This is a genomic window from Nocardia sp. NPDC052112, from assembly GCF_040680135.1.
Lineage (GTDB): Bacteria > Actinomycetota > Actinomycetes > Mycobacteriales > Mycobacteriaceae > Nocardia.
In genome coordinates, this window is record NZ_JBFAWD010000010.1 from 69,882 (window position 1) to 84,093 (window position 14,212).

The 14,212-nt window shown below is 66.2% G+C and carries 14 protein-coding genes; 2 read left to right on the forward strand and 12 right to left on the reverse strand.

All coding sequences use genetic code 11. The features are described 5' to 3' along the window. From AB0L58_RS20780 to AB0L58_RS20790, 3 genes are all read right to left on the reverse strand, one after another. Window positions 1-2,352: a Tex family protein gene (locus tag AB0L58_RS20780; RefSeq protein WP_364389238.1), complete on the reverse strand. Its 2,352-nt coding sequence runs from the start codon at window positions 2,350-2,352 to the stop codon at window positions 1-3. Between the two features lie 249 nt (window positions 2,353-2,601). Continuing rightward, window positions 2,602-4,236, reverse strand: coding sequence for an AMP-binding protein (locus AB0L58_RS20785; RefSeq protein ID WP_364389002.1), 1,635 nt, complete (start codon window positions 4,234-4,236; stop codon window positions 2,602-2,604). Continuing rightward, window positions 4,236-5,885, reverse strand: coding sequence for an AMP-binding protein (locus tag AB0L58_RS20790; protein ID WP_364389004.1), 1,650 nt, complete (start codon window positions 5,883-5,885; stop codon window positions 4,236-4,238). The genes AB0L58_RS20785 and AB0L58_RS20790 overlap by 1 nt, the downstream gene beginning before the upstream one ends. 96 nt (window positions 5,886-5,981) lie before the next feature. Between AB0L58_RS20790 and AB0L58_RS20795 the strand changes: the two genes are divergently transcribed. Then, window positions 5,982-6,836: a LuxR C-terminal-related transcriptional regulator gene (locus AB0L58_RS20795; protein WP_364389007.1), complete on the forward strand. Its 855-nt coding sequence runs from the start codon at window positions 5,982-5,984 to the stop codon at window positions 6,834-6,836. Between the two features lie 104 nt (window positions 6,837-6,940). Here the strand turns inward: AB0L58_RS20795 and AB0L58_RS20800 are convergent, their stop codons facing one another. The 5 genes from AB0L58_RS20800 to rpsP form a co-directional block, all read right to left on the reverse strand. Beyond that, on the reverse strand, window positions 6,941-7,210 hold the full coding sequence (locus AB0L58_RS20800; RefSeq protein ID WP_364389009.1) for a hypothetical protein: 270 nt from the start codon (window positions 7,208-7,210) through the stop codon (window positions 6,941-6,943). 68 nt (window positions 7,211-7,278) lie between these two features. Next, entirely contained in the window at window positions 7,279-7,968 is a 690-nt protein-coding gene (gene trmD, locus AB0L58_RS20805; RefSeq protein ID WP_364389010.1) for a tRNA (guanosine(37)-N1)-methyltransferase TrmD, read from the reverse strand. A 34-nt stretch (window positions 7,969-8,002) separates the two neighbouring features. After that, on the reverse strand, window positions 8,003-8,527 hold the full coding sequence (gene rimM, locus AB0L58_RS20810) for a ribosome maturation factor RimM (protein ID WP_364389012.1): 525 nt from the start codon (window positions 8,525-8,527) through the stop codon (window positions 8,003-8,005). Further along, window positions 8,528-8,770, reverse strand: coding sequence for an RNA-binding protein (locus AB0L58_RS20815; RefSeq protein ID WP_364389014.1), 243 nt, complete (start codon window positions 8,768-8,770; stop codon window positions 8,528-8,530). Then, complete coding sequence (gene rpsP / locus AB0L58_RS20820; protein WP_364389239.1) at window positions 8,770-9,195, reverse strand: 30S ribosomal protein S16; 426 nt, start codon at window positions 9,193-9,195, stop codon at window positions 8,770-8,772. The genes AB0L58_RS20815 and rpsP overlap by 1 nt, the downstream gene beginning before the upstream one ends. A gap of 225 nt (window positions 9,196-9,420) precedes the next feature. Here rpsP and AB0L58_RS20825 point away from each other — a divergent pair, with 225 nt between their 5' ends. Continuing rightward, the gene (locus tag AB0L58_RS20825; protein WP_364389016.1) at window positions 9,421-9,588 is read left to right on the forward strand and encodes a hypothetical protein; all 168 of its coding nucleotides are present in this window, start codon (window positions 9,421-9,423) and stop codon (window positions 9,586-9,588) included. Between the two features lie 243 nt (window positions 9,589-9,831). Here AB0L58_RS20825 and AB0L58_RS20830 read toward each other — a convergent pair whose 3' ends face one another. The 4 genes from AB0L58_RS20830 to AB0L58_RS20845 form a co-directional block, all read right to left on the reverse strand. After that, a complete protein-coding gene (locus AB0L58_RS20830) occupies window positions 9,832-10,815 on the reverse strand; it encodes an LLM class F420-dependent oxidoreductase (protein ID WP_364389019.1) in 984 nt (327 codons plus the stop codon). Between the two features lie 101 nt (window positions 10,816-10,916). After that, window positions 10,917-12,011, reverse strand: coding sequence for an amidohydrolase family protein (locus AB0L58_RS20835; protein WP_364389240.1), 1,095 nt, complete (start codon window positions 12,009-12,011; stop codon window positions 10,917-10,919). A gap of 190 nt (window positions 12,012-12,201) precedes the next feature. Then, window positions 12,202-13,755, reverse strand: a complete 1,554-nt coding sequence (gene ffh, locus AB0L58_RS20840) for a signal recognition particle protein (protein WP_364389022.1) — start codon at window positions 13,753-13,755, stop codon at window positions 12,202-12,204. Window positions 13,756-13,848: 93 nt separating this feature from the next. Continuing rightward, complete coding sequence (locus AB0L58_RS20845) at window positions 13,849-14,163, reverse strand: hypothetical protein (protein WP_364389024.1); 315 nt, start codon at window positions 14,161-14,163, stop codon at window positions 13,849-13,851. Window positions 14,164-14,212 lie beyond the last annotated feature (49 nt).

Genomic DNA, 14,212 nt, shown 5'->3' on the forward strand with positions numbered 1-14,212 from the left:
CTACTGCCCGAAACCGGCCCGCCGCAGCGCATCCGCCATCGAACCGCTCGGTGCGGGGGCGTTGCGCCGCTGGTTGCCTTGGTTGCGGGCCTGATTCTGCTGCCTACCCTGGCCCTGCTGCCTACCCTGACCATTCTGCCGCTGTCCGCCGCGATCCTGCCCGCCCCGACCGCCTTGACCGCGGCCGCGGCCGCCATCGCCCTTGGCCGCGACGCCCGGCTCGTCGTCCAGCCGCAGCGACAACCCGATGCGCTGGCGTGCGACATCGACCTCGAGCACCTTCACCTTGACGACATCGCCGGACTTCACGACCTCGCGCGGATCCTTGACGAAGTTGTGCGACATGGCCGAGACGTGCACGAGTCCGTCCTGGTGCACGCCGATATCGACGAAGGCACCGAAGGCGGCCACATTGGTGACCACCCCTTCGAGCACCATGCCCGGTTGCAGATCCGCGACCTTCTCCACGCCCGCCGCGAATTCGGCGGTCTTGAACTCCGGACGCGGGTCGCGACCCGGCTTCTCGAGTTCGGAGATGATGTCGGTGACGGTCGGGATACCGAACTTCTCATCGGTGAAGTCGGCGGGTCGCAGCGCGCGCAGAGCCGTGGTGTTGCCGATCAGTTCCGCCATGCCGCGTCCGGTCGATTCCAGGATGCGCCGCACCACCGGATAGGCCTCGGGGTGCACGGCGGAGGTGTCGAGCGGATCGTCGCCGCCGCGGATGCGCAGGAAGCCCGCGCACTGCTCGAAGGCCTTGGGGCCCAGCCGCGGCACGTCCAGCAGCGCGCTGCGGCTGCGGAACGGGCCGTGCTGATCCCGGTGCGCCACAATGCTTTCGGCGATCGAATTGGCAATACCGGATACCCGTGACAGCAGTGGCACCGATGCGGTATTCACATCGACACCGACCGCGTTCACCGCATCCTCGACCACCGCGCCCAACGAGCGAGCCAGCAGCGTTTCGGAGACATCGTGCTGGTACTGACCGACGCCGATGGACTTCGGGTCGATCTTCACCAATTCGGCCAGCGGGTCTTGCAGACGGCGGGCGATGGACACCGCGCCACGCAGCGAGACGTCCATATCCGGCAGTTCCTGCGAGGCATACGCCGATGCGGAGTACACCGACGCGCCGGCCTCGGAGACCACGATCTTGGTCGGCTTGTTCTCGGGAATGCGCGAGATCAGTTCGGCGGCAAGGGCATCGGTCTCGCGCGAGGCGGTGCCGTTGCCGATGGCAATGAGGTCGACGCCGAAGCGGGCGACCAGCGCGCCGAGTACGGCCAGGGATTTCTCGGTCTGCCCCTGCGGCTTGTGCGGGTAGATGACCTCGGTCGCGACGACCTTGCCGGTGGCATCGACGACGGCGACCTTCACGCCGGTGCGGTAGCCCGGATCCAGGCCCATGGTGGTGCGGGTGCCCGCGGGCGCGGCCAGCAGCAGGTCGCGCAGATTCGCGGCGAAGATGTCGACGGCGTCCTTCTCGGCGGCCTGCCGCAGCCGCATACGGGTGTCGATGCCAAGGCTCACTTGCAGTTTCGTGCGCCACGCCCAGCGCACCGTATCCAGCAGCCAGGTATCGGCGGCCCGGCCGCGATCGGCGATATCGAACTTCACCGCGATACGGCCCTCGTATACGGAGCGCTCGCCCGGCTCGAGTTCTTCGGTATCGGGTTCGAGCTGCAGCTGCAGGATCTCTTCCTTCTCACCGCGCAGCAGCGCCAGGATCCGGTGCGAGGGCAGCTTGCCGAACGGCTCGCTGAATTCGAAGTAGTCGGCGAACTTCGCACCCGCCTCCTCCTTACCGGGTCGCACGCTCGAGCTGACCTGGCCGCGGTTCCACATCAGCTCACGCAGCTCACCGACCAGGTCGGCGTCCTCGGCGAAACGCTCGACCAGAATGGCGCGGGCGCCGTCGAGTTGTTCGGCGGTGTACTGCGCGGGATCGGTGGTCGGATCGCCGATCAGCGCGTCGGCGACGGGTTCGTGACCGGCTTCGCGGGCGATCTGCGCCTTGGTGCGCCGCTTCGGCTTGTACGGCAGGTAGATGTCCTCGAGGCGAGCCTTGGTTTCGGCCGTCATCAGCTGCCCGAGCAGCACGTCATCGAGTTTGCCCTGGCCCTTGACGGATTCGATGATCGCGCCGCGGCGCTCGTCGAGTTCCCGCAGGTAGGTCAGGCGCTCGTCGAGCTGGCGGAGCTGGGCGTCATCGAGGCCACCGGTGACCTCTTTTCGGTACCGCGCGATGAAGGGCACCGTCGAACCCGCATCCAGCAGCTCGACTGCGGCCCGGACCTGGGTCTCGCGCACGCCGAGTTCGTCGGCGATACGCCGGCCCACACTGGCCAGGGCTGTGGTCGCGGCCGGTGCGGCGGCGGTCGTGTCGGTGTTCGTCGCTGAACTGGCGGTCTCGGGCGCTGTCGTCACGCCCGAGACACTACCGTTGTCACCTGACAAACAGCCCACGCCCAGGTAAACCGGCCTGCTCCCCCGGCCTTCACCGGTCGTGCGGTGGCCGACAATTGCCTTCGCGGCCGGCGGTCGAGCCGTCGGCAGAGTTTTGGACGGCCCCGATGAGCTACCCATGTGCTCGCGAATTCAGTCGTCACGGTCCGAAGCTACGAGCAGTTCCACAGCCAGCTCTCGCATTTCGGCCTTGCGGATCTTGCCGGTCACCGTCATCGGGAACTCGTCGACGATGTGCACATAGCGCGGGATCTTGAAGTGGGCGAGCTTGCCGGTACAGAAAGCGCGGATCGCATCGGCGTCCAAAGGTGTTGTGCCGTCCTTCATTCGGATCCAGACCATCAGCTCCTCGCCGTACTTCGGGTCGGGAACGCCGATCACCTGGGCGTCGAGGATGTCCGGGTGGGTGTAGAGGAATTCCTCGATCTCACGCGGGTAGATATTCTCGCCACCCCGGATCACCATGTCCTTGATCCGGCCGGTGATCGCGAGGTATCCGTCGTCGTCCATGACGCCGATATCGCCGGTGTGCATCCAACGGGCGGCATCGATGGCATCGGCGGTCTTCTCGGGTTCGGACCAGTAGCCGAGCATAACCGAGTAGCCGCGGGTGCACAGTTCGCCGGGTTCGCCGCGCGGCACGGTCAAACCTGTTGCAGGGTCGACGATTTTGACCTCCAGATGCGGGCCGACCCGGCCGACGGTCGCGGTGCGCCGGTCGATGGCGTCGTCGCGGCGGGTCTGGGTCGATACCGGGGAGGTTTCGGTCATGCCGTAACAGATGCACACCTCGCTCATCCCCATGCGATCGATCACCCGCTTCATCACTTCGACCGGACAGGGTGATCCGGCCATGATGCCGGTGCGCAGGCTGGACAGGTCGACGTCGCTACCCGAATCCAGTTCCGCGAGTAGGGCGATGAACATCGTCGGTACACCGTAGAGCGACGTGCAGCGCTCCTTGGCGACCGCATCCAGCGTCGCGACCGGATCGAAAGCGGGCGCCGGAATAACCACGGCCGCACCGTGACTCGTGCTTGCCAGGTTGCCCATGACCATGCCGAAGCAGTGGTAGAACGGCACCGGCACGCAGATCCGGTCCTGTTCGGTATAGCCGCAGAGTTCGCCGACGAAGTAGCCGTTGTTGAGGATGTTGTGGTGGCTCAACGTCGCGCCCTTGGGGAAACCCGTTGTGCCGGAGGTGTATTGGATATTGACAGGATCGTCCATGGACAGCGTCGCGGCGATCGTCGCGAGTCGCGCCGCGTCGATATCCATCTGCGCCACCGCATCCCATTCGGGAGTGCCGAGTACCAGCACTTGCTCCAGACCAGGACAATGCGGTCGGACCCGCTCGATCATCGCGACGTAGTTCGAGGTCTTGAATTCCGGCGCGGCGATCAGCATGCGCACACCGGCTTGGCGCAGTACGTATTCCAGTTCGCTGGTGCGGTAGGCCGGGTTGATATTGACCAGGATCGCACCGAGTTTCGCGGTCGCGTACTGGGTGAGGAACCATTCCGCGCAGTTCGGCGCCCAGATGCCGACTCGGTCACCCTTGGCGATGCCGCGCGCGGCCAATCCGGTGGCCAGTGCGTCGATCGCGGCCGCGAGTTCGCGATAGTTCCAGCGACGCCCGGTTGGACAGTCCACCAGGGCTTCTCGGTCCGCGTAGGCGGCGGCCATGCGGTCGAAATCATCGCCGATGGTATCGCCGAGCAGCGGGGTTTCCGCGGTGCCGGATGCGTAACTCGGAAGTGCGGACATCACCGAACCCCCTGCTGCCGCAAGATGAACCGCTGTACCTTGCCGCTGGGCGTCTTGGGCAGTGCGGCCACGAAATGCACCGTGCGCGGATACGCGTGCGCGGCGAACTTGCGTTTGACCAGGGTCTGCAATTCGGCCTCGAGTTCGGCATTTCCTTCGAAACCGTTGCGCAGCACCACGAATGCCTCGAGCACCTCACCGCGTAATTCGTCGGGCATGCCGACGACGGCGGCCTCGACCACCCGCTCATCGAGAACGAGCACGCTTTCGACCTCGAACGGGCCGATGCGGTATCCGGCCATGATGATGACATCGTCGTCGCGGGCCGAGAAGTGGAAGAATCCGTCCGCATCCCGGGACCCGGCATCGCCGGTCAGATACCAGCGGCCGTCGGCGGTGTAGCGCTGTGCGGTGCGATCCGGGGTGTCGAGGTAGCCGAGGAACCACAGCAGCGGGCTGCGCTGGGTATCGATGGCAACTCGGCCCAGTTCACCGACGGGCGCTTCGACATCGGCGTCGTCCGCGAGCACCGCGCAATGCCAGCCCGGCATCGTCCGGCCCATCGAGCCCGCCGGTGTGTCCACGCGCAGCGCGTCGTGCCAGGAATTGCAGATGAGCATGCCGTGCTCGGTCTGCCCGTAGTGGTCGCGCACCGCGATGCCCAGCGTTTCGACCGACCAGGTGACCACATCCGGGGTCAGCGGTTCGCCCGCGGACGAAGCCCTCCGCAACCGGAGATCCGTTGGGGCAGTGGTACTATCGGCACGCAATGCCCGGTAGACCGTCGGCGCGGCGGTGAAATTGGTGACGCCGAAGCGTTCGAGTACCTGCCAGGTCAGCGGCGCGGAGAAGGCGGCATGCAGCAGCAGGCTCCGGATTCCGGAGGCCAGCGGACTCAGGATCGCCCAGTACAGTCCGTACGCCCAACCTGGATCTGCCGCATTCCAATAGACGTCGTCCGAGCGCACGTCCAGCGAAAACTCCTGGTACGCATGGAATGCCGCGAGCGCCCGCACCGGAATCGGCACGCCCTTCGGCGTGCCCGTCGTGCCGCTGGTGAACAGCTGCACCAGCAGACCATCCCCGCCGACCCGCGCGGCAACGGCTCGCGGATCGTCGGAGGTATGCGCGGCAAGCAGGTCCGCGAACCGCAGTGGGCTGGTCGTTGTCGCATCGGCCGCCCCGCCGTCTCCGGCAACGATGACGCGCCAGGGCGGATCGGCCGGGATGTCATCGCTCGGTACCAGCTTTGCCGCCTGATCGACGTCCGCGATGACGATCGTCGCGCCGCTCGCGGCCAGCCGGAAGGCGATGGCGGGTGGGGCGAAGGCGGTGAAGAGCGGGACGTGGACCGCGCCGCGACGCCAGATGCCGAGTAGCGCCACCACCAGGTCGGCGGACTTCGACATGAGCGTGGCGACGCGGTCGCCGGGTTCGACGCCGAGCTCGGCGAGCGCGGCGGCGCAGCGCTGGGAGCGCTCGCGCAGCTCACCGTAGGTGAGATCGGTCGAGGTCAGATCGGGGTCGACGACGGTGAACGCGACCCGGTCGGCGGGGTGCCGGTCGCACAGCAGATCCGCCGCGCTGACGTCGGGTCCGTCGTAGGTCTTCAGTAGCTCGCGCACGCGCGCATTCAGGTCCGCGGTCATCTCGCCTCTCCTCATCGGTGATCCAGGCCACCTCGATCTCCAATAGGATGTGGGTCACATCACGTTCGGCACTACCCCCGAAAAGGGGTGAGTCTTTTGACCCACACCACCGCGCTGCTGCGGCCGCGCGACGGCGATGCGCTGCGCGCCGAGATCCGCTGGGTAGCGAATAAGGCCGGCGTGCCGGTGGTGTTCGGCGGTGCGGTGCACAACGATGCGCTGCTGCTCACCGAATTCGTGGGCACCGTCACCAATGGCCTGCGCGGTTTGACCGTGCTGCGCACCTCCGGGCTGGGCGGCCGGGTCATGGACATGCGCCGCCCGGCCTCGGTCGCCGACTACCGCAGTGCCTCCGAGATCACCCACCACTACGACGGTCCGGTTTCCGGCGAACACATCCGCTCGGTGCTCGCGGTGCCCGTGGTGGTCGACGATCACTCCCGTGCGGTGCTCTATGCCGCCAACCGTGGCGGCACACCGCTCGGCGACCGCACCGCCGATCTGGTCGTAGCGGCCAGCCGACGCCTGGCCACCGAGATCACCATCCGCGACGAGGTGGACCGTCGCCTGCGCCTGCTGGAAATGACCACGCCCGCGCCCGACACCGCACCGGCCGTCGCCGAGGAACTGCGTGAGATCAATGCCGAACTCCGCGGCGCGGCCCGCTCAGCCGAGGACGAACGCCTACGTGAACGCCTGCACTCGGTATGCGAACGCCTCACGCGCGTCCTGGTCGGCGACCGCCCCGCGGATGCCCCGCGCCTGTCCCGCCGCGAAGTCGACGTGCTCTCCCAAATCGCCCTCGGCTGCACCAACCACGAAGCCGCCCAACGCCTCTCACTCAAACCGGAGACAGTCAAAAGCTACCTACGCAACGCGATGACAAAACTCGACGCGCACTCCCGCCACGAGGCCGTCGTCACCGCCCGTCGCTTCGGCCTGCTGCCCTGACGCCGCCACGAACTCCCGCGCGCGAATTCGCACGACACGCATCGAATCAGCCCGAATTCTGTGCGCGGCGGGCGGACTCGTGCGTGACACGATGACGAACGCGGTCAGCGCCCGCCGGTGCAGACCCCTTCGGGGGTGTACTGGCAGGGGCGCTCGTTGCGGCCCTTGTATTGGCCGTGGTTGGTGCTGCGGCCGCGCTGGCCTGCGCTGTTGCCGCTACGGCCGGCATCCGGCTCATGGGTGTCCCGATCCGCGGCGACTCTGCTCACGGTGAATTCGGGCGCGACCAGATCCGATAAGACGATCATCGCGCCGCCGATGAGAGTCGAGGCCACCGCTCGACGCACCGTCCCGACCCGAGCCACTGTCACCATAGCCACCTACCGTTGTTTAACGTCCCGTTAACTAACGATACATTCTGAGTGGCGTGAAGGTTAACATTTCAATCGGCGTTGTCGGCAAGAAGATCCGGACGCCGTTCACGGGTCCGGGCGAGGGACTGTTCGCGCCGCCACGCGGCGACCTTGGCATGGTCACCGGACAGCAGGATCGGCGGCACGTCGAGGCCGCGCCAAGAGACGGGGCGCGTATAGCTCGGCCCCTCGAGCAGTCCGTCGGAGAACGAATCCTCTTGATGGGATTGCTGATTGCCGAGTACACCAGGGATCAGGCGGACCACGGCCTCGACCATGACGAGAACCGCGGCTTCCCCGCCGATGAGAACGTAGTCACCGATGCTGACCTCTTCGACGCGAACCCGGCGGGCAGCGTCGTCGAAGACGCGTTGATCGATGCCTTCATAACGTCCGCAGGCGAATACCAGGTGTTTCTCGGTCGCCCAGCGTTGCGCGGTGGCCTGGGTGAAGGACACTCCGGCGGGCGTCGGCACCACGAGCAAGGCGTCGTCGAGGCATACCTCGTCGAGGGCGTCGCCCCAGACCGTCGGCTTCATGACCATGCCGGGCCCACCGCCGTAGGGCGAATCGTCGACGGACTTGTGCACGTCATGCGTCCAGTGACGCAGATCGTGCACGTCGAGGGAGATCAGCCCCTTATCGATGGCCTTGCCCAGCAACGCCGTCCGCAGCGGCTCCAGATACTCCGGAAAGATTGTGACGACATCGAGTTTCATGCAGTCCTTACGTTTCCGGTGGATCGGCGATCCGCTACTCCGGATCGAGCAGACCCTCCGGCGGATCGATGACGACCAGTTGATCGGCCAGCGAGACCGTCGGCACGATCGCGGTGACGAACGGGATCAGGATCTCCCTGTCGTCGTCGGCGGCGCGTACCGAAAGCAATTCTCCCGCAGCCGAATGCAGCACCTCGGTGACCTTGCCGACAACGGTGCCATCGGTGAGCTGGACGGCCAGCCCCTCCAACTCGTGGTCATAGAACTCGTCCGGATCCTCCGACGGCGGCAGCTGCGCACTGTCCACGACGAACAGCATGCCGCGCAGCGCATCGGCGGCGGTGCGGTCGGAGACCCCGACGAGTTGCACGAGGAGTCGGCCCGAATGCTCCCGGGCCGACTCCACGGTGAACTCACGGACTTCGTTGGATCGCGCCGCCCGCCCGCGCAGCCGCACACCGGGTGCGAAACGCGCGTCGGGATCGTCGGTGCGTACCTCGACGACCAGTTCCCCGCGCACACCGTGCGATTTGGCGACTCGACCTACGACGAGTTCCATTCAGGCGTCGGTATCGACCACGTCGACCCGGATCCCCCGGCCGCCGATGCCGGCGACGAGGGTGCGCAGCGCGGTCGCGGTACGACCGCCGCGACCGATCACCTTGCCCAGATCGTCGGGGTTGACGTGCACCTCGACGGTGCGTCCGCGGCGGCCGGTGATCAGCTCGACCCGGACGTCATCCGGATGGGCGACAATGCCGCGAACCAGATGTTCGACAGCATCGGCGACGACTGCGGACATTACTCGGCAGCCTCGGACTCAGCGGCCTCGTCCTTCTTGGCGGCCTTCTTCTTGGGGGTGACGGCCTCGGCGACCGGCTCGTTATCGGCGGCGGCCAGCGCGGCGTTGAACAGGTCCAGCTTGGAGGGCTTCGCGGGCTTCACCTTCAGGGTGCCCTCGGCGCCCGGCAGGCCCTTGAACTTCTGCCAATCGCCGGTGATCTCCAGCAGCCGCTGCACGGCCTCGGTCGGCTGCGCGCCGACACCCAGCCAGTACTGCACGCGCTCGGAGTCGATCTCGATCAGCGACGGCTCTTCCTTCGGGTGGTACTTGCCGACGTTCTCGATGGCGCGGCCGTCACGACGGGTGCGGGCGTCGGCGATGACCACGCGGTACTGCGGGTTGCGGATCTTGCCGAGACGGGTGAGCTTGATGCGAACAGCCATGTGCTGATCTGCCTTTCGATGGTTGGTCACGGCGCAATTCAGCGACTCGCACGGTCTGCGAGCCCGGTTTTGCGCTTGGAGTGTGTGACCGCCGCGCGGTACGTAACCGGAGACGGGCTGACACTTGTCCAGGAAGGACGATGGTCCATTGTGCCAGACCAGTCCCTCGCTCCTGAAATCGCGTCGTCTGTAAACGGTCGGCCGCCCGGTTCGGATAGTCACGATATGGGGATCTTCAGAAGGCGCCGTCGGCGTAGGCGGGGTGAGGTTGCCGAGGCGGCGACCGAAATCGGCGGTGACGCGGCCGTGGAATTGCTCGCGCCCGGCCTCACGCGGGCCGCTGTCGGCGGTATTCGTGGTGTGATCAGCGGGATCGCGGACCTGCTCAGCTGACAGTCGAGCCGCCGTCGATACCGCGATTCTCCAGCGCAGCAGCACGCGCCGACGGCTCTCGATCAGTAGCGCTTCCGCGCAGGCCTGCCGTGCCGACGGTAATTGGAACAGGTCCGGAGGCCACGACCGTCTCGCCCGCCGCAACGTATACCTCCTGACGGTATCCGCGCGCACCGAGCCGGTACCCCAGAAGTATGGGTTGTCCTGGGGCAATTCCACGAAATGGGCGCTCAGGTCAATGGCTCAGCGAACCAATGGCGCCAGCGTGCGCCCGGCCAGATCTACCGCACCCGGCTCATGGCCGTTCGTCACCATATTGACAATGAGCCCCTGCACGCCGTGATCGAGCACCCGGGTCCGCAGTTGTTCCGCGACTTCGGCCGGGGAGCCGACGAACTGGCGGTCGGCGATGGTCTGCTTGCGCTCGTCTTCCGAGAGCGTGGACAGGTCGACGCCGATGCCGCGCAGCAGATCCTGCTGTTGCTTGCGGGCACGGTCGCCGTCTGCATCGATCATCAGGAAACAGAGGAAGCTGACCTCCAAAGTGCCAGGGTCGCGGCCGATTTCGGCACAGCGCTGGTGCAGCGCCGCCATCTTGCGGGGCAGTTCGGAGGCGTTGCAGACGATATTGAGATGGTCGGCGAAGCGGGCCGCCAGCGCGAAGGTCTTCTTCTCGCCGCCGCCACCGAGCAGAATCGGCAGGTCATTGCGCAGCCGCGGCTCGTTCATGGCGTTATCGGTGTGATACCACTTGCCCTCGAAGGTCGAATGTTCCCCGCGCAGCATCGGGGTAATGATCTGCAGCGCCTCGTCGAGCCGCTGGAATCGTTCGGTGAAGGTACCGAATTGGAAGCCGTAGGACTGATGTTCGAGCTCGAACCAGCCGGCGCCGATGCCGAGTACGGCCCGTCCGCCACTCACCAGATCCATGGTGGTGACGGTCTTGGCGAGAAGTGCGGGATTGCGATAGGTGTTGCCGGTTACCAACGCCGACAACTGAATTCGTTCGGTAGACGCGGCGATTCCGGACAGTGTGGTGTATGCCTCCAGCATGGGATCACTCGGCTGGCCGATACCGGGCAACTGGTAGAAGTGATCCATGACGAAGACCGTGTCGAAGCCGGCGGCTTCGGCCTCCCTGGCCTGCGCGACCACGGTCGGAAAGAGTTCGCTGACGGGCTGGCCATAGCTGAAGTTGGGCATCTGGTAACCGAGGCGAATGGTCATGACCCGACCCTACGCGCGCACCACCCCTACCTTTCCGATCTTGCCCACATCAACCCGCTGACCTGGGGAGATCCCATACGACACACCAGCGATGCGCCGGGTCAGCGGTGACCGGTGACCGGACTGTGGGTTTTGACGAGACGGCCCCGCAGGACGACGTACTGGGGCTCGGTGAGGACGGCCGGGTTGATACGCGGGTCTTCCTGGTAGACAACGAAATCCGCGGGTGCGCCGGACTCGATGCTCGGTCGGCCGAGCCAGGCGCGGGCATTCCAGGAGGCGGCGCCGAGTGCGTCGTGTTCGGACAGCCCCGCCCCGGACAGCGCGGCGATTTCGTCGGCGATGCGGCCGTGGCGAATGGATCCGCCCGCGTCGGTGCCCGCGAAGATCGGAACCCCGGCATCGTGCGCATTGGCGACGGTGCGCCGCACGCGCGCGTGCAGATCGCGCATATGTGCGGCGTAGATGGGGAATTTGCCCGCACTGTCGGCGATTCCGGGGAAGGTATCGATATTGATCAGCGTCGGGACCAGTGCGGTGCCGTGTTCGACCATCAACTCGATGGTGTCGTCGGTCAGACCGGTGCCGTGTTCGAGACAGTCGATACCCGCGTTGATCAGGCCGGGCAGGGCATCTTCGCCGAAGACATGAGCCGTCACCCGCGCACCATTGGCGTGCGCGGCGTCGATCGCCTCCTTCAGGATCGCATCGCTCCACAGCGGTCGCAGATCGCCCACGGACCGGTCGATCCAATCCCCGATGATCTTCACCCAGCCATCGCCGAGCCGAGCCTGTTCGGCGACGATCTCCGGCAGATCGCGCTCATCGTCGAGTTCGATGCCGAGTTCCCGGATGTATCGCCGCGGCCGGGCGATATGACGGCCCGCGCGGATGATCCGCGGCAGTTCCTCGTGCTCATCGATGAAGCGCGTATCGATCGGTGAGCCCGCATCGCGCAGCAGCAGCGCACCCGCGTCCCGCTCGGTCTCGGCCTGCGTGATCGCCCCGCCCCGATCCTCATGTCCCCCGCCGTACCGGATACCGACGTGACAGTGCGCATCGACGAGACCGGGCACGATCCACCCCGTGCCGCACAGTGTTTCGACCCCCGCGACGGGTTCGAACGACACCAGCCCGTCCCGCACCCAGAGGTCACGCACCTCGTCCTCCGGCAGCACCACACCCCGCAGATGCACAGCAACCTCCTCGACGTCCTCGGCATTGCCCAACCTACTGCCGATGCCCCTCGACCGGGTCACCTCACCCGCTCGCGCAGACCGATACGCCGGGCACCCCGTCTTCACACCGGGCACCCCCTGCACGGGATGCCCGGTTAGCAGACAGGGTGCCGATCGAGAGCTCGGTGCGGCAGCGCGACCGAAACGGCTACTTCTTGGGGAAGTTCAGCTTGGACAGGTCGAAACCCTCGAGCCCTGGCGGCAGCTGGTCCAACCCCGCCGGCATACCGGACAGGTCCGGCATACCGGCGGGCATACCGGGCATGCCGGGGAAGCCACCGCGCATCTTGGGGGGCGTCGGTCCGCGACCACCCTTCTTGCCCTTCTTGCCCTTCTTGGTATTGCCGCGGCGCGAACCGGGCAAGCCCATCTGGCGGCCCATCATGGCCATCATCTTCTTGGCCTCGAAGAAGCGGTCGACGAGCTGGTTGACCTCGGAGACCTGCACGCCCGAGCCATTGGCGATGCGCAGGCGGCGAGATGCGTTGATGATCTTCGGATTCGCTCGTTCGGCCGGGGTCATACCGCGGATGATCGCCTGTACCCGGTCGAGCTGCTTATCGTCGACCTGGGCGAGCACATCCTTCATCTGTCCCGCACCGGGGAGCATGCCGAGCAGGTTGCCGATGGGACCCATCTTGCGAATGGCGAGCATCTGATCGAGGAAGTCCTCGAGCGTCATCTCGCCGCTGCCGATCTTGCGGGCGGCTTCCTCGGCCTGCTGCTGGTCATAGACCTGTTCGGCCTGTTCGATGAGGCTCAACACGTCACCCATACCGAGGATGCGCGAGGCCATCCGATCCGGGTGGAAGACGTCGAAGTCCTCGAGCTTCTCACCGGTGGAGGCGAACATGATCGGCGCACCGGTCACATTGCGGACCGACAGCGCCGCACCACCACGGGCGTCACCGTCGAGCTTGGTGAGTACGACGCCGGTGAAGCCGACACCGTCGCGGAAGGCCTCCGCGGTATTGACGGCGTCCTGACCGATCATCGCGTCGAGCACGAACAGCGTCTCGTCGGGCTTGACCGCATCGCGGATTCCCGCGGCCTGAGCCATCAGCTCGGAGTCGATACCGAGGCGACCCGCGGTATCGACGATGACCACGTCGTATTGCTTGCTGCGGGCCTCCGCGACACCGGCTTCGGCCACCGCGACCGGATCGGCCGCCGAAATGCCGAGCGGATTCTCGCCGCCGCCGATGGAGGTGCCGGGATGCGGCGCGAAGACGGGCGCACCCGCGCGCTCACCGACGACCTGGAGCTGGGTCACCGCGCCGGGACGCTGCAGGTCGCACGCCACCAGGAGGGGCTGATGGCCCTGCCCCTTCAGCCATTTCGCGAGCTTGCCCGCCAGGGTCGTCTTACCGGAACCCTGCAGACCGGCCAGCATGATCACCGTCGGCGGGTTTTTGGCGAGGATCAGCCTGCGGGTTTCGCCGCCGAGGATTCCGATGAGTTCCTCATTGACGATCTTGACGACCTGCTGGGCCGGATTGAGAGCGGCGGAGACCTCCGCTCCCTTGGCCCGCTCCTTGATCTTCGCGATGAAACCGCGCACCACGGGTAGTGCGACGTCGGCCTCGAGCAGGGCCAGGCGAATCTCGCGGCAGGTGGCGTCGATGTCGGCCGGTGACAGACGCCCCTTACCGCGAAGATCCTTGAGGGCACCGGTAAGCCGGTCGGACAGGGATTCGAACACCGATCGCGCTCCTGATCTCGTGGGACGTCACTTGGTATCCCAGGGTAATGGGACTGCCCACATGTTCGCGCAAGCGGTGCTCGCTTCCCGGAGTTATTCCATCGTGCGGCGGCGCGGTTTGGCGGTTTTGCGGTAGTCGTGGTTCTCCTGAGCAACCATGAAAACCGCCTCCCGACCGGTGAGACCGAGCTCGAGGGCCAGATCGTCGAGCATGGCCCACGCCACACCGGTCGGCACATCGTGGGTGGCTACGGTGGTGGCAATCGTCATAGCGGTCACAGCCTGCTGTCCGGACAGGGTCCGGCCGGGCAGCCAGGAGACCACCCACCGATCACCGCCGACGCAGCGCGCCATATGCGTGGTCTCGTCACTCGTCATCATCGACGCCGAAACGACTTCAATTGCCACCGACCTGCTCCCCTCGTGCTCGCGATAGCCAGACGCTCTGATATTAGGG